General features: G+C 46.0%; 18 protein-coding genes and 1 rRNA gene. 18 read left to right on the top strand and 1 reads right to left on the bottom strand.

Going from position 1 to position 15,890, the window contains the following annotated elements; translation table 11 throughout:
* Positions 1–117 precede the first annotated feature (117 nt).
* The 16 genes from EC604_RS19960 to EC604_RS19880 all read left to right on the top strand — a co-directional run bounded on the left by EC604_RS19960 (position 118) and on the right by EC604_RS19880 (position 13,767).
* Positions 118–735 (top strand): DedA family protein, encoded by a 618-nt coding sequence (locus tag EC604_RS19960; protein ID WP_123065842.1) that lies wholly within the window; start codon positions 118–120, stop codon positions 733–735.
* On the top strand, positions 735–1,304 hold the full coding sequence (locus EC604_RS19955) for a thioredoxin family protein (RefSeq protein ID WP_123065841.1): 570 nt from the start codon (positions 735–737) through the stop codon (positions 1,302–1,304). The genes EC604_RS19960 and EC604_RS19955 overlap by 1 nt, the downstream gene beginning before the upstream one ends.
* Positions 1,305–1,309: 5 nt before the next feature.
* Positions 1,310–1,942 (top strand): MBL fold metallo-hydrolase, encoded by a 633-nt coding sequence (locus tag EC604_RS19950; RefSeq protein WP_123065840.1) that lies wholly within the window; start codon positions 1,310–1,312, stop codon positions 1,940–1,942.
* A 769-nt stretch (positions 1,943–2,711) separates the two neighbouring features.
* Positions 2,712–3,239 (top strand): RNA polymerase sigma factor SigY, encoded by a 528-nt coding sequence (gene sigY / locus EC604_RS19940; protein WP_123065972.1) that lies wholly within the window; start codon positions 2,712–2,714, stop codon positions 3,237–3,239.
* Position 3,240: 1 nt separating this feature from the next.
* Positions 3,241–3,579, top strand: coding sequence for a YxlC family protein (locus EC604_RS19935; RefSeq protein WP_123065838.1), 339 nt, complete (start codon positions 3,241–3,243; stop codon positions 3,577–3,579).
* Positions 3,572–3,796 (top strand): sigmaY antisigma factor component, encoded by a 225-nt coding sequence (locus tag EC604_RS19930; RefSeq protein WP_123065837.1) that lies wholly within the window; start codon positions 3,572–3,574, stop codon positions 3,794–3,796. Before EC604_RS19935 ends, EC604_RS19930 begins: the two co-directional genes overlap by 8 nt.
* Positions 3,797–3,958: 162 nt before the next feature.
* A complete protein-coding gene (locus tag EC604_RS19925; protein WP_090924503.1) occupies positions 3,959–4,342 on the top strand; it encodes an ATPase in 384 nt (127 codons plus the stop codon).
* Positions 4,343–4,515: 173 nt separating this feature from the next.
* Positions 4,516–4,803, top strand: a complete 288-nt coding sequence (gene gatC / locus EC604_RS19920) for an Asp-tRNA(Asn)/Glu-tRNA(Gln) amidotransferase subunit GatC (protein ID WP_123065836.1) — start codon at positions 4,516–4,518, stop codon at positions 4,801–4,803.
* Positions 4,804–4,830: 27 nt separating this feature from the next.
* Positions 4,831–6,288 carry an Asp-tRNA(Asn)/Glu-tRNA(Gln) amidotransferase subunit GatA gene (gene gatA, locus EC604_RS19915; protein WP_123065835.1) on the top strand — a complete coding sequence of 486 codons (1,458 nt, stop codon included), beginning with the start codon at positions 4,831–4,833 and terminating at the stop codon, positions 6,286–6,288.
* 26 nt (positions 6,289–6,314) lie between these two features.
* Positions 6,315–7,754 carry an Asp-tRNA(Asn)/Glu-tRNA(Gln) amidotransferase subunit GatB gene (gene gatB / locus EC604_RS19910; RefSeq protein ID WP_123065834.1) on the top strand — a complete coding sequence of 480 codons (1,440 nt, stop codon included), beginning with the start codon at positions 6,315–6,317 and terminating at the stop codon, positions 7,752–7,754.
* A gap of 133 nt (positions 7,755–7,887) precedes the next feature.
* Positions 7,888–8,355 (top strand): GNAT family N-acetyltransferase, encoded by a 468-nt coding sequence (locus EC604_RS19905; RefSeq protein WP_123065833.1) that lies wholly within the window; start codon positions 7,888–7,890, stop codon positions 8,353–8,355.
* A 33-nt stretch (positions 8,356–8,388) separates the two neighbouring features.
* On the top strand, positions 8,389–9,099 hold the full coding sequence (locus tag EC604_RS19900) for an MgtC/SapB family protein (protein WP_090924508.1): 711 nt from the start codon (positions 8,389–8,391) through the stop codon (positions 9,097–9,099).
* A 149-nt stretch (positions 9,100–9,248) separates the two neighbouring features.
* Positions 9,249–9,851: a hypothetical protein gene (locus EC604_RS19895; RefSeq protein WP_123065832.1), complete on the top strand. Its 603-nt coding sequence runs from the start codon at positions 9,249–9,251 to the stop codon at positions 9,849–9,851.
* Between the two features lie 32 nt (positions 9,852–9,883).
* On the top strand, positions 9,884–11,305 hold the full coding sequence (locus tag EC604_RS19890) for a DUF4097 family beta strand repeat-containing protein (RefSeq protein ID WP_123065831.1): 1,422 nt from the start codon (positions 9,884–9,886) through the stop codon (positions 11,303–11,305).
* Between the two features lie 159 nt (positions 11,306–11,464).
* Positions 11,465–11,890, top strand: a complete 426-nt coding sequence (gene perR / locus EC604_RS19885; protein ID WP_090924521.1) for a peroxide-responsive transcriptional repressor PerR — start codon at positions 11,465–11,467, stop codon at positions 11,888–11,890.
* Between the two features lie 146 nt (positions 11,891–12,036).
* Positions 12,037–13,767 (top strand): glycosyl hydrolase family 18 protein, encoded by a 1,731-nt coding sequence (locus tag EC604_RS19880; protein WP_123065830.1) that lies wholly within the window; start codon positions 12,037–12,039, stop codon positions 13,765–13,767.
* A 244-nt stretch (positions 13,768–14,011) separates the two neighbouring features.
* On the opposite strand, the gene EC604_RS19875 is transcribed toward EC604_RS19880, so the two are convergent.
* Positions 14,012–14,389, bottom strand: a complete 378-nt coding sequence (locus EC604_RS19875; protein ID WP_123065829.1) for a DUF2614 family zinc ribbon-containing protein — start codon at positions 14,387–14,389, stop codon at positions 14,012–14,014.
* A gap of 131 nt (positions 14,390–14,520) precedes the next feature.
* Between EC604_RS19875 and EC604_RS19870 the strand changes: the two genes are divergently transcribed.
* Both EC604_RS19870 and EC604_RS19865 read left to right on the top strand, forming a co-directional pair.
* Complete coding sequence (locus EC604_RS19870) at positions 14,521–15,399, top strand: nucleotidyltransferase-like protein (RefSeq protein ID WP_240037044.1); 879 nt, start codon at positions 14,521–14,523, stop codon at positions 15,397–15,399.
* 417 nt (positions 15,400–15,816) lie between these two features.
* Positions 15,817–15,890, top strand: a 16S ribosomal RNA gene (locus EC604_RS19865); the annotation flags it as partial.

Here is a 15,890-nt window from a genome sequence, read left to right as displayed (position 1 = left end):
TGCGGGATACTGTCCCGTTCTCGCAAGTAGCCACGTTCAGGGGGCTGTGATAAAATAAGGACGAACATCCAAGGTGCAGCAAGGCACCGCCATTCAGGAAAAAGAAAGAGGGTTGAGATGGACGTTATTCATAACATTGTCAGCCAATTATTCGACTGGATTCAAAGTCTCGGATACTTTGGCATCATGCTCGGGTTAATGCTGGAAGTTATCCCAAGTGAAATTGTGCTGGCATATGGTGGTTTTCTCGTTTCTCAGCATAACATTAACTTCTTCGGTGCGATGATTTTTGGTACAGTGGGCGGAGTGCTGGCTCAGCTGTTTATTTACTGGATTGGCCGTTATGGTGGCAGACCTGTACTTGAGCGCTACGGTAAATACATATTGATCCAGAAAAAACACATCGATCATTCCGAAGAGTGGTTCCGCAAGTATGGGACAGGTGTTATTTTCACTGCGCGATTTGTTCCGGTCGTAAGGCATGCGATTTCCATTCCGGCTGGCATCACGAAAATGCACACAGGCAAATTCATTCTGCTGACCACACTCGCTGTTATACCTTGGACTGCATTGTTTATATATTTAGGGATGATTCTCGGAGACCAGTGGAAGCATGTAGATGAGAAAGCGGCACCGTTTATTACGCCGATCTTGCTTGTCGCGCTCGCTCTTATGATTATTTATGTTGTTATCAAATGGATGAATGTACGTAAAAAGAGAGGAAGTGTGAAGTAATGTCCAAACCTAACTTGTCTCACAAATTCGGTAAAGGCTTGCCTCCGAAGGAATTTATCGCAAGTATGACCAAAAATCAAAGTGAATTTCAGGCGAACTATGACAGCTTTGTCTGGGCAAGCGAAGAGGATCGTGAGTTTTTCGAAAGTTTGAACTATCGTGACGACCTTCGTGTGCTCATTCTGGCAGTAGATTGGTGTGGTGACGTAGTACGTAATATTCCGGTTGTGTTTCAGGCGCTGGAGATTTCAGGCATCCCGACTGAGGTTCTGATTATGGAAAATCATCCGGATGTGATGGATGAATTCCTGACGATGGGCGGCCGTTCTGTGCCGATTGTGATCGTAGCAGATACAGGCGGACATGTGCTTGGTCAATGGGGGCCGCGTCCGCAACACGTACAAGAGGTCATGGTCGAGTTCAAACGACTGAATCCTGACCGTGAAGCTGCAGACTACCAGGATAACATGGCCGAAGCGCGCAAAGAGATTATGAAACGTTATGGGGAAGGAACGGAGTCCCATGCAGTGATCATTCGTGAGTTGCGTGAACTGATTTCGGGTTTTTAATTCATATGCTTAACATTCGTACATTTACGCTCGGGCCGATGCAAACCAATGCCTACCTGTTACAGGGTGAGGACCCGGGTAAAGCTGTTATAGTTGACCCAGGCATGAATCCTGGCCCGTTGCTCAAGGCTATTCAGGATCTGGAGATTGAAGCGATTCTTCTGACCCATGCTCATTTCGATCACATCGGCGGTCTGGAGGAGATTCGTAAGCTGAAGGGCTGTCCCGTCTACTTGCATGATCTGGAAAGTGACTGGCTGACTACGGCCAAGCTGAACGGGTCGCTGAACTGGCCGCAAGTAACACCACCGATTACAGCGAAACCGGCAGAGTTTGCCTTGGATGAAGGTCAGAAGCTGCAATTGATTGGCCACACGTTTCAGGTATACCATACGCCAGGCCATTCTCCAGGCAGTGTCAGTCTCCTATGCGAAAATGATCTGTTTGCCGGGGATGTGTTGTTCCGAATGGGCGTAGGCAGAACGGACCTCACAGGTGGACGTGAACGTGATCTGGTGGACTCTATTCAGAATAAGTTGTATCGTTTCCCCGATGAGGTTAAGGTATATCCGGGACACGGTCCCAAAACAACGATAGGATATGAGAAACAGAATAATCCTTACGTTCCTGCAAGATAATTCGACAGAATATATGAATTAAGTCTGGACAAGTGTCAGCTTTTTCATTAGAATAGCAATTAGTTGTTACAAGCGTTAAGGCATCACTTAACTAAAGCGTTGAATAGAAATACCCTAACTTGCGAAGCACGCAGACTGTGGTCTATACCCGGTTTGCGTTCTTTTTTTTGTTTTCAGCCTTTTTTAGCTGGATTTAGAAGAATATAAGAAATATGTATTCAGAAGAGAGAGTGAGGGAGAATGATGTGGAGAAAATAAACATGTTTCAGCCGCAGCAACCAGAATACACATGTCTTGATGATCGACGACGTGAGTTACATTCCGTCATGAATTCGGTTATTAAGGAAGCAGTTCATCAGAAAGCATACATACCTAATAGCAGTTTGAATCCAATTTATAGAAATAAACATCCCCATTGGAGTGTAGGTCATCCTTATACTGACTCAGATCATTCCATTTTAAAAAAAGCAAAGCAATCGCGCTCTGATCAGAGGCATTCTAAGTTAGATCGTACTAAACCAGACCTCATATTTCAGCAAAATATATGGACCAGTCGTGTGTTGCAGAAAGGAGCCCGTGATCAGCGGTGGTTCGACAAACTGCAAGATTACCGAAATGGAGTCTGATTGCCCGGGAAATTGTCGTATTCATATTACCCGGAAATTTTCGAAAATAAAGTTCCTTAAAAAACATCTCATTTTGCGTTGAACGTTTGAGCGTAGTCTATCGTATTACCTTTAGATTGAACAGGAAGCGGGTGATTATCATGATGAGAACAGCTGAATTGGAGGAAGTGCGTAGAGCGGCGGAGGGCGATGACAGTGCACTTGCATCACTACTACAGCGACATTACTCGTTTGTTTATAAATATCTTGTGAAAGTTACGATGGATCCTAATCTCGCTGAAGAGATTGTGCAGGACACGATGGTACGCTGTATGGAAAATATTCGGCGTTATGATGGCACATCAGCATTTTCATCATGGATGATCACTATCGGAACCCGTATCTACATTGACAGAACCAGACGAAAGAAGCGGGAGCAGAGCTGGATTGACTTGATTCGCCATCAGGGCATCCGTCGTTTTCGCTGGCAACTCGAAAGTCGAAACGAGGAATGGACAGACGTCATGGACGCGATGACGAGGCTAACCCCTGAGCATCGCATTACTGTGCTTCTGAAACATTATTATGGTTATAGTTACGATGAGATCGGCGATATGTTGGGCATACCTGCTGGAACAGCAAAGTCTCGGACAGCATATGGTCTCCGTCAATTAAGAAAGGAGCTGGAATAAAATGAGCAGATCGAATGAGTCACAGGATCAGGAAATCGTACGGCGATTACAGCAATCTATGAGAGCGCTGGATGATGTCTGTGAACCTGCTGATATTCCATCCTTGGCAACACTTGAATCCCGTGTAAGGGAACAAAGACGTATTAAGCGCAGAGCCAATCTGGTTGAAATCATCTGCTTCTGGCTCGTCGCTCTGATGGTAATTACACTGGCAACGTTATTGTTTGTTTCTTCTCCTGCCGTGTACTTGGGTATACAAGTTCTGGGTACAGTCATTGCTGTTATTGTAGCTGCATTATGGTTGGTCCGGCACAGGAAGGAGACGATGCATCATGAATAGATTGCATTATTCATTAGAAGAGATTCCTCCGGTTCTGCTTGTATTCCTTGCACTTCTGCTGTTGTTTCAAGGAACATGGATCTTTCTGGATGCACGTAAACGAGGCCGTTTTCCTTGGTTATGGGGATTGTGGGGGATAACTAGCGTTCCAGGTCCACTGCTAATATACTGGTTAGTTGTGATTCGTACAGACATGAAACGACGCAGCAAGAAGTAAACATAACAGATGATATGGGAACGATCGGGGTTATCTTGAGAAAAACTCGAAAAAGATTTTGCACAAATATGTTGTTTAAATCTAGTATTCCTAGACATCGTTATTCTTTTCTAGTAGACTATACAAATAAATATGAATGATAGACTACCAGGAGGTTAGACGATGCTACGATTAGGAGAGAAGGTTGTCATCGTCGCGGATGCGTTTGAGCAGAATCTTCCTGTGGGGGAATATGGATACATCATCGCTTATGACCGGAATCCGGACAATGCGTTCGATTACGTGCTTCGAGTGCCGCTGGTTAATCGGAACTTTTTTGTTCCATCCGGCGACATCGATCTGGAAGAGGTTCTGCTGAAGCAGGAAGCTGAGCGGGTCGAGCGAGAAGCGTTGATAGATTACGCCCTTGCGACACATAATGAGAAGCTGTTTCATCAACTGATGAACGGGGAGCCTCAAGCTGTGGAAGAGGAAGAAGAAACCGCGATTGATGTAATGTCTCAGGCGGATTTTATAAAGCAGGTTAATCTGCGTGCGTGGATTTAAGGACTAGTATTTCAGGAGTCGGCTGATGCCGGCTCCTTTTTTGCTTTTGCATTGAATTGTCGACCTATCTCACCTATAATTAGAAAAGTTATCTTGGGACTTTAGCCCGTTAAACGAACGCTTCGTTTGCAGGTTTGTCTTAGGCACAGAACGATTGAAGGAGGCATCCGGTAATGAGTATTTCGAACAATGACGTTCAGCATGTGGCCAAGCTGGCTCGGCTTAATCTAACTGCTGAAGAAGAACAGACGCTGACAGGTCAACTGAACGCGATCTTAAAATATGCAGAGAAGCTGAACGAGCTGGACACGGAAAATATTGAGCCAACAACTCACGTTTTGCATGTCAGCAACGTGATGCGTGAGGATGAAACCAAGGAAAGCCTGTCCATAGAACAGGTGATGCACAACGCACCAGATGAAGAAGACGGGCAGTTTAAAGTGCCTGCTGTGATGGAATAACGGATAATTGGAAGGAGGACAAGCACTGTGAGTTTATTTGAACAATCGTTGCCTGAGTTACATAACAAGCTGCACGCCAAAGAACTATCGGTCAGTGATCTGGTCGATCAGGCGTATCAGAATATCGGCGCGCATGATGACAAAGTGAAGGCTTATTTGACACTGGACGAGGAGAACGCACGCGCACGCGCTCGTCAGCTGGATGACCGACTTGTCAGTGGTGAAGAGAAAGGTTTGCTGTTTGGCTTACCGGTTGGTATCAAAGATAACATCGTGACGAACGGACTGCGTACGACTTGCGGAAGTCAGTTCCTTCGCAATTTCGACCCGGTGTATGATGCAACGGTTGTCGAGAAGCTTAAGGCAGCGGATACAGTAACCCTGGGTAAACTTAATATGGACGAATTTGCCATGGGCGGTTCCAACGAGAATTCCAGCTTCTCCCCTGTGCATAATCCTTGGGCACTTGATCGTGTCCCAGGTGGTTCCTCAGGTGGATCTGCTGCAGCGGTTGCTGCGGGAGAAGCGTACTTCACACTTGGATCAGACACGGGCGGTTCTATTCGTCAGCCTGCTTCCTATTGCGGAATCGTCGGTTTAAAGCCTACTTATGGACTGGTTTCCCGTTTTGGCTTGGTGGCCTTTGCATCATCCCTCGACCAAATCGGACCACTGACCAAAAATGTAGAAGATTCTGCTTATGTGTTGCAAGCCATTGCCGGTTATGATGCTAAAGATTCGACATCTGCCAAGGTAGATATTCCGGATTACTTGAGCGGACTGACAGGGGATGTCAAAGGATTGCGTATTGCCGTACCGAAGGAATACATCGGTGAAGGTGTAGACCCGCAAGTAAAAGAGAAAGTTCTTGCCGCACTGAACGTGCTGGAGGGACTTGGAGCGACATGGGAAGAGGTATCCTTGCCGCATACCGAATATGCAGTAGCTACCTATTATCTGCTCGCTTCTTCTGAGGCGTCTTCCAACTTGGCTCGTTTTGACGGTGTACGTTACGGTGTACGTGCGGACAATCCGGAGAATCTGCTGGATCTGTATCATCAGTCCAGAAGTCAGGGCTTTGGTCCGGAAGTGAAACGTCGTATTATGCTTGGAACCTACGCACTCAGCTCCGGTTATTATGATGCGTATTATTTGAAAGCTCAAAAAGTGCGCACGCTGATCAAACAGGACTTCGATGATGTTTTTGCCAAATATGACGTAATTATTGGGCCTACTGCGCCTACAACGGCATTTAAATTGGGTTCTCAGGTAGACAATCCACTTACGATGTATCTGAATGACATTCTGACGATCCCAGTCAGTTTGGCGGGTGTTCCAGCAGTCAGCATTCCTTGCGGATTCGCAGATGGTTTACCTGTTGGATTGCAGATTATCGGTAAAGCTTTCGATGAAACAACCGTACTGCGCGTAGCGCATGCGTATGAACAAAATACAGCATTCCACAAGCAGCGTCCGCAGCTGTAGACTGCCCGGAACGGAGGTAATAAGAAATGTCCGCATCTAAATACGAAACGGTCGTTGGACTTGAAGTCCACGTGGAGTTGCATACCAACTCCAAAATTTTCTGTGGCTGCTCCACTGCTTTTGGAGCTCCGCCTAATACACACACCTGTCCGGTCTGTCTCGGACACCCGGGCGTATTGCCTGTGCTGAACCGTCAGGCCGTTGACTATGCGATGAAAGCCGCAATGGCTCTCAATTGTACAATCGCCGATGTCAGCAAGTTTGACCGTAAAAACTACTTCTACCCGGATTCACCTAAAGCGTATCAGATTTCACAATTTGATCAGCCGATTGGTGAGAATGGCTGGATTGATATCGAAGTCAACGGCGAAACAAAACGAATCGGTATCACACGTCTGCATCTGGAAGAGGATGCAGGAAAGCTCACACACGTAGATGGTGGTTATGCCTCTCTCGTGGACTTTAACCGTGTCGGAACTCCGCTGGTAGAGATTGTATCCGAACCTGAGATTTCTTCTCCCGAAGAAGCGCGTGCGTATTTGGAAAAACTTCGTGCGATCATGCAGTACTGTGATGTTTCTGATGTGAAGATGGAAGAGGGGTCACTTCGTTGTGATGCCAACATCAGCTTGCGTCCACATGGTCAGGAGAAGTTGGGCACTCGGGCGGAGCTCAAAAACATGAACTCCTTCCGTGGTGTACAGCGTGGTCTGGAATATGAACAATATCGTCAGGCCGAAATTCTCGATGACGGCGGAGAAGTTGTTCAAGAGACACGCCGCTGGGATGAGGCTCAGGGCAAAACCTTGTCAATGCGTGGCAAAGAGCAGGCGCATGACTATCGTTATTTCCCAGACCCGGATCTGGTAAAACTGCATATTGATGTCGAATGGAAGGAACGCATCAGAGCGTCCATTCCTGAACTGCCGGATCAGCGTAAAGCCCGGTACACTGCGGATTACAGTCTGCCAAGTTATGATGCCGAGGTTATCACCTCCTCCAAGGCAATTGCAGATCTGTTTGAAGACAGCCTGAAATATACCCAGGATGCCAAATCCGTTTCCAACTGGATTATGGGTGATCTGCTCGGTTACCTCAACACCAATAACCTTGAGGTAACGCAAGTTCCGCTGACGGGGCAAGGACTCGGTGAGATGATCGGATTGCTGGAGAAAGGCACCATCAACAGCAAAATCGCTAAGACTGTATTCAAGGAAATGCTGGAGAGCGGCAAGCTTCCACAGCAGATCGTCGAAGAAAAAGGACTTGTGCAAATCAGTGACGAAGGAGCGATCCTCGCCATTGTAGAGCAGGTCGTTGCGAACAATCCGCAATCTGTCGAAGATTACAAGGCTGGCAAACAAAAGGCCATCGGTTTCCTCGTAGGTCAGGTTATGAAAGAAAGTAAAGGCAAGGCGAATCCAGCCCTTGCCAACCAACTGCTCGCAGATGTATTGAACCGCTAATCCTTCCAGTGAGGTCGGACAGAAAGAGGCTCGTCCCTGTGACAGCCTCTTTTTTTGGTATAAAGAATTCTGACGCACTGCCTTATTTTGCTTTAACGGTTTATGAAGTCTGATATGGAGGAGTTGCTTGACCATGAGAATTCAAACATTGTCACTGCGTGATGAGGAAATGTTGGCTCAATTGTGGAGGCTGCAGCATATGGCTTACCGATTGGAAGCAAAGATTATCGGATTTCAAGACATCCCACCTTTGCTGGATACGATGGAAACATTACAGAACTGCGGGGAAACATTTTACGGATGTGTTGATGAGCAGGATGGAGAGTTGCTTGGCGCAGTGGCTGTGATGGAGGAAGAACGGGACACACTAACCATTACACGTATGATGGTACATCCGAGCCACTTTCGAAAAGGAATTGCCGCTTCTTTAATGAAGCATGTCTTCGAACTACATCCCGATCTGCCTCGCTACATCGTATGCACAGGAACGCTGAATACAGCCGCGGTGAATCTATATATGAAGTTTGGATTTAAGCCTGTAGATGCTGCAGAGATCGCACCTGGAGTGGAATTAACGACATTTCATAAGAATAAGCTTTAAGCATGTGAACAACTTAGAGGAGGAACTAGAACGTTGAGCAATCCTTGGTTTATTGATGAATGGCATATTTTGCTTCGTTTATTGCTGGCAATGCTGCTTGGTGGACTTGTCGGTCTGGAACGTGAGCGTTCCAATCATGCTGCTGGACTACGAACTCATATTTTGGTTTGTCTTGGATCGGCGCTGATTATGATGCTGTCTATTTATGGTTTTAAAGATTTTGCACATGAATTAAACGTGCGGATTGATCCTGCGCGTCTGGCTACAGCGGTAATTACCGGTGTCGGTTTTTTAGGCGCAGGTACGATTCTTTTCACAGGTAAGTCCATAACGGGACTCACAACCGCAGCGTCGATCTGGGTGGTTGCCGCGATAGGTCTTGCCTCAGGGGCCGGGTTCTTTTTTGCCTCCATCGTTTCCACCGTGCTGGTACTCTTAAATCTTTGGGTATTCAACAAATTAGAGCTGAGGTATTTGCGCGGCAATAAGCTCCATGTCATTACCCTCCATACCTTGTCCGAACCAGGGACATTAGAGAAGGTCTCGTCTTTTATGGAACAGGAAAAGATCAGAGTTCGTAAAATTACCGTGAATGAACCAGATTTGGCTTTTGCAGAAGTCGTATCCGTTGAGCGGAAAATAGAAATTGTACTGCATGTGCAAGTGCCGCATGACTTTAAAACGATACAAATTGTCTCCAAGTTAAGACAGTGGGAACACATGACCAAAGTGTCGATTGAATAAAGGAAATTCCAACCCTCTGAGCACAGGTACGGCGGAGGGTTTTTCTTGATATCCATTTTTCTTCCAGTTACTCTTCGGGCGCTTTAGGGTACTATCTAACCAAATGCATGATGAGAGGTAACGGTTATTTTCGAAGAAAGGAGCATGTTATGAAGAAGGGGAAAGGGCGTATAGATCGCGTAAGAACGGGAAAGACTCGAAAACCCAAGAAGGTACGGAATAAAACACATAAGTTTATTGCGGGGCTGTTAAGTGCTATTATTCCGGGCTTGGGACATATTTATTTGCGTCTGTACATGCGTGGATTGACTTTTATTTTGCTTGTTTTGCTTGATTTGTCCGCTTTGTTATACTTCTCGTCCATCGGCATACAGATCAATGTGCCTTTACTGATCTTGCTGGCTCTTTGTATTCCGGTAATTTATTTCTACAACGTATATGATGTATTGCAATCGGCTGATTGGGTCATGCTGCGCAGACGCCGGGCTGTAACGCAAGGCAATTTGGACAAGCCGCAAGCTGGCGAACGCTCTGAACGGGAGCGAATGATGGTATGGGAACGTGGCATTTCGTTTGGACTCCTGCTAATTGTGGGGGGGTCACTGATGGTGCTGTTCTTCCGCAAACCACGCTGGTTTCAAGAGTTGATTGCCATGTACGGTGGATATTCGTTTGCTATTCTGATGATCGCAGGCGGCTTGTTGCTATTCGGCCGGGAATTTTGGGTTATGCTGCGTAAGAAAAAAATATAGAGAACGAATATGGACGGAAGGAGGGAAAAAGAATGAACCGTAAAGTCCGGGTTGGGCGTTATACGGCTGCTGCTCTAATCGTTGCTGTCGGTGTACTGCTCATTATGGATAAACAGTGGGGGACAGACTACCTCTACGAATTCGTGGATTGGTGGCCGTTTTTGCTTGTGGCTCTGGGTGTGGAATGGGTTGTATTGTTCCTGTGGACACGCATCAGAAGTAAACGAGAGTTAGATCGTTTGTCCTCGCCCGATGAGCGCCAAAAAGCACGTTTTAGACCGGATGCCAAAGGCATTCTGGCCTCTTTGATTTTAACCGCGTCTGTGTTTATTGTGACAGAACAGGATCACTACATGCATCTGTGGAACCGCGTCAGTCTTAATCTCGGAGCTGCCTCAATGGACTACAGTCAGGCTGCCGGATACAAGGAAGATAAGGGCATGATCGCAGTTCCTGTCCGTATGGATACTTCGGATATTGTGGTCGAAGGTGTGAACGGAGATATAACGCTCCAGCGGGGAGATACGGATGAGGTTCAAGTGAATACCGTTGTCTGGGTCGATCAAGCATCTGAAGTCCAGGCCAAGGCAGTAGCGGCGGCTTCTTTTGTGGAAGCGGAAGGAGATAAGGTCATTCATATTAAAGCAACAGGTAAAGCGTATGGTGAAAATGAAAAAACGCAACCACGCATGAATATGACGATCATCATTCCAGACGACCGCCGTTTCAATCTGGATATCCGCACCTCGAATGGTGCCATTTTGTTGAACCGCCCTGAAGCAATCAAGACCATTTTTGCCGAGACAGGCAATGGGCGGATTCGGATTACGAATGCGGTTGGCGATATCTCGGGGAAAACGCTAAACGGGGACGTAATCGTAGCGAATGCAATAGGTAACGTGGATATGGACAGCAACCGTGGCGATATGAAAGCACGCGGTGTTTCGGGGGATGTGGACTTGACCACGCAAATGGGGAATGTCAGTATCACAGACTCTGTTGGTGTATTTACAGCTGAAACCCGGAATGGCAATATTACACTGGATGGCGCTAATTTGAGTGTGAAAGCTCAGTCTCTCAATGGCAGTATTAACGTCGTTTCGACCAAAGTTGGTGGAGATTGGGATGTATATAGCGCAGTGGGAGCCATTAACGTTATGATCCCTGAACGCGGTGACTACAGTCTCACAGGTTCCAGCAGTTACGGTGATTTGAAGACGGATATGCCATTCAACGTCAAAAACAAAACGATTGAAGGGCAGCTGGGTGAGGGAGAATACAGGATCAAAATCGAAGGGAACAGTGATCTTACGGTAGAGCGTAATCCGGAAGTTCCTACACCAGAATCGATATTGCAAGAGTCAGTGGAAACGAATGTGGATGGACAGCAGACGACAGATGAAGGTCCAAATTCCCAAGAGGATACAACCGAAGTTCCTGCATCGTCGCGTTGACAATAAACTTGCAATCGCCGTACAATAAATGTACACTGGCAAGGTTACATGACGTGAAAGAGCGTTTTTCGTTGTGTATAGCCGGTAAATTATACTTTGTATGAGGGCGAAGGTTTATTTTTCTTCAAACAGAGAATGAAAGGTAAGGCGGTGGGCTTTATGGCAACACGTGTCCAACATGCGTTGGAGCAGCTCAAAACGACCGGTGTCCGTATTACACCCCAGCGTCATGCCATATTAAACTATTTGATGGAATCGATGGGGCATCCGACAGCCGATGAGATTTACAAGGCACTTGAACCCCAATTTCCTAGTATGAGCGTGGCGACCGTATATAACAATTTGAAAATGTTTCTGGAAGCCGGTATGGTTCGGGAACTGACTTACGGAGATAATTCAAGCCGTTTTGATGCCAATGTGACGGATCATTATCATGTGATATGTGACCAGTGTGGCAAGATTGAAGACTTCAGCTATCCATCGTTAAAGAGTGTGGAGCTTCAAGCTGAGTCAAGCACGGGATTTGAAGTACATGGTCACCGATTGGAAGTATATGGTGTGTGCAAAAGTTGCAGGCATCAATAGAGATGAATTACAATATTAACGTGTGGAATTCAGTATGGATTCTTCACGTTTTTTATTTATACAGGTTTTTGAGAAAATCATGCGTGTGATATATCTATTATTTTTGGATGTTTACCAGCATCTAAGGAATTAACGGAGGTAGTCGTTTGGGTAGAAATAGCAAATATACACGTCGTAAACGACGTTCATTTTGGCCAGGGTTACTTGGTGCTTGTCTGGTGGCAGGTGGTGCCTATTGGCTTATTACTAGCGTATGGTTGAATAAGGTCTATGAGGACCCGGAGTGGCTCGGGAGAAATCAGCCTATTTTTGTAGATGGACAGCTTATGGATGAGGAAGCTTCTGGCACAGGCGGTCAGCTTAAACTGCCCGTGAAGGTGTTGCAAGAAACGGTAGATCCGGGAATACGATACGAACCTGATTCGGGGGATATCATTATCGCTTCTCCGCAGAGAGTGCTTCATATGAAAGAGGGCAGTACCCAGGCTGAACTGAATCATCAAGATTATCCGCTCAAAGTAAAGCCGGAGGTAAAGTCTAATGAGGCGTACATTCCTCTTCAACCGTTGAAGGAGGTATACGGGCTGGCCGTTCAGGAAGATCCGACAACAGGAGCCATTATTTTGATGCGCGGCGGAGACACGATCCAATATGCTGCGATTGATACGTTGTCATCCAAAGAAGATGAGACCGTTCCTCTGTATAAAAGCGGAGAAGAGTCTTCCCCCATTCTCACGGATATGAAGCAGAATACAAGAGTGCGTGTGTGGCAGACGGGAAAAGATCAGAGCTTTGTGCAGATGGATAACGGTTATGCCGGTTATGTAGATAACGATCATCTTGTTCTAGGTGAGAAAAAGACGCTGGACACGCCGAAGTTTACACCCACTGCGGCGGAGAAAAAGTGGAAAAACAAACCGGTGAATCTCGTATGGGAGGCTGTCTACAATCGTCAGCCTGACGTGGGCTCCATTGGCAAGATGCCTGGGGTAAACGTAGTGAGCCCGACATGGTTCCATATTACCGATGGCAATGGCTCAGTGAAAAGCAAAGCAGATCAAGCCTATGTGAACTGGGCGAAGCGTTCAGGGATGGAAGTTTGGGGATTGATGGATAACAGTTTTGATCCGGACATCACGAAGGAGGCACTGTCTACCTACGCCAAGCGTACACACATCATTGAACAAATGCTGGACTATGCTAAAACGTTCCGGCTGGATGGTATTAATATCGACTTTGAAAATGTGTATACCAAGGATGGAGCGAATGTTACCCAGTTTGTACGTGAAATGAAGGCAATGGCTCGTATTCACGGACTGATGTTATCGGTGGATGTTACGCCAAAATCAAACAGTGAAATGTGGTCTGCGTTTTTGGATCGTCGTGGATTAGGAACTTTTGCCGATTATATTGTCGTGATGGCGTATGACGAGCACTGGGCAGCCAGTCCGAAAGCAGGTTCTGTTGCCTCACTGCCATGGACCGAATCCTCCATGCGTCGCATACTGGAAGAAGATGAAGTCCCTGCGGACAAGCTTATTATGGCCGTTCCTTTATATACACGGATTTGGACTGAAAAAGCGAATGATCAGGGGGAAATTAAAGTTTCTTCCAAAGCGGTAGGTATGAACGCCGTGCAGGAGTTAATTAAAGAGAAGAAGCTCAAGCCTGTTCTGGATCAAGCAAGTGGACAAAACTATGTAGAGTATAAGGAAGACGGCGCTGTCAAAAAAATCTGGATCGAAGATGCGGTATCCCTGCAAGCACGGGTAGATCTGATTTCTTCGTTGAAACTGGGCGGAGTGGCTGCATGGAATAGAAGCTTTGCTAATTCATCAGCCTGGGAAACACTTAAAGAGGCTGGTTATTCCAAATGAATTATAATAAATCGAACTCATCATTTTCATGTGCCATATCAAAAAAGACCCGGTAAAGATACCGGGTCTTTTTGTTGGGACGAATACCGTTTCAGAACTTGTTAACAACAAGTACACCTGCAACTATGCGGTGTAAACCCCTGGATAGCGTGTACCCACCTTGTCGGTAAAGTACAGAATTCAAGTGTGCACGGTGAATGTTTATAGACAAAGTGCATTAATGGATTTCGGGCCGCTTTGTGAGTTACTTGGAAGGCGCGGCGGGTGGAGTAGATGGTTCAACAGGCGGACTCATCGTATTGGCTTTGTTTGGGTCCATCGTCAGAATCGTATGGCAGAACATACAACGATCTGTTTTACCCAGCATCTTCGTTAATTTGCCGCATTCTGGACAATCGACCTGCACAGCACTGGTTGAGAGCATGCCTGCCCAGAAATAAATGATCAAACTGCCCAGCATGGCAACGAGGCCAATTACAAGCCCGACCGCTGCGATGACCTTTCCGGCATGTCCCCAGAACACAATTCCGGCTGTGCCAAGTATCATTAGGCCCATTCCTAGCATGGTTAACAGCAATCCCCAAGTGCGAAAAGCATTAATTTTTGCTGATTTAAAAATCATAAAAAATGCTCCTATCGTATGAGTAGTATCGGACCTGAAAAAGAAGGAAACATTGTATATCATGTCGAATTACATTATAACTGACTTGGCGCTAAACTGCCATGAATTGTATAAATTGTATGGAGGGAATCGTGGAATTAAAGAACCTTGCTTTTTTGTCCGAGCAGTCGGAAGAGACAGGGGCAGTTGGGGCTATCGCTTATTCCCACCCGGGAGAGCGATTCCACGGCTCCCTGATCCAGGATTTTGACTTGATGGTACTGATCGTGCATAACACAGATCAATCGATGTCTACGGTCGAACATTACAGATATGGAGATCTTCGTTATCAGTTGATCTATGTCGGCCAGTCTGATTTACAGATTACTGCGGTTACTGGGGAACATGATAATCTCATGCAATGCCTGATTGAAGGGGAGATTATCTGGGAAACGGGCAATCAGATTAGCAACTTGCGAGAAGAGTTATCTTCGTTTGGGAATGAGTTGCGTGAGCAAAAACTGTTTCACGAGTTCACCAGTTTTCTAAGGATGTATGTTGAGGCGAAGCGTCATATCCAGCAGGGGCATGTTGTGGATGCCTATTATAATGCATTGGAAGCACTGGGAAGTTGGGCAAGGATCGTGCTGATTGAACAGGGCATCTACCCTGATCATGCCGTCTGGACTCATGTACAGCAATTAGATCGTGCATTATGGAAGCTATATCAGGAGCTAACGGTAAGTTCTGAGACTTTGGAACAGCGTGTGGAGCTTGTATTGCTTGCTTGCGAATTTTCTGTCATGTCGAAAATGGGAGAATGCTCTGAACTTCTGCTCCGTGTGATTAGAAGCCGGAAAGAGCCATGGAGTATTAATGAACTTGTTCATCATCCTCAATTAAGATTTGTTCGCAAGGACCTGCCATTGGTACTTCGTAAACTTGTGTTTCGTTCTATAGTAAAAGAATCAGCTGGATGGCCCTCTCTGGAAGGGGAAGGCCGGGAAATTCGCTATTGGATCGAGACCTGATCTGTTTGAATAATCTGCTGTTGAGAAGGGATGTATAAAGGAGGGGAAACCTTCCTTTTTTGTTTGTTAATAATTTATATATTTAGGTGTTGACTCTAAGCTGGAGATTATGGTACATTATATTTCGTTCCCCAAATGAGTGAATCGTGAGAAAATGACGAATTCAGTTGAGGAAAAGTGAAGAACATGAAGTGTTAAAAAAGAATCTCAAAAAAAAGTTCTTGACGAAAATGAACGAAATGTGTTACATTATTCAAGTCGCCGCCGAAACTTGGCGAAGACGAGAATGAGTGAAATAATTGTGTTTGATCTTTGAAAACTGAACAACGAGTGAGTAAACATTCTGCTTGCAGAATGAACAAATGAGATTTTTAATCTCGTCAGATTCAAAATGAGCTTATCGCTCTTTTCAATACTTTATTGGAGAGTTTGATCCTGGCTCAGGACGAACGCTGGCGGCATGCCTAATACATGCAAGTCGAGCGGACTTG

The organism is Paenibacillus amylolyticus (assembly GCF_003719335.1).
GTDB classification, from domain to species: Bacteria; Bacillota; Bacilli; order Paenibacillales; family Paenibacillaceae; genus Paenibacillus; species Paenibacillus amylolyticus_D.
This window is presented reverse-complemented; position numbering and strand designations above follow the sequence as displayed.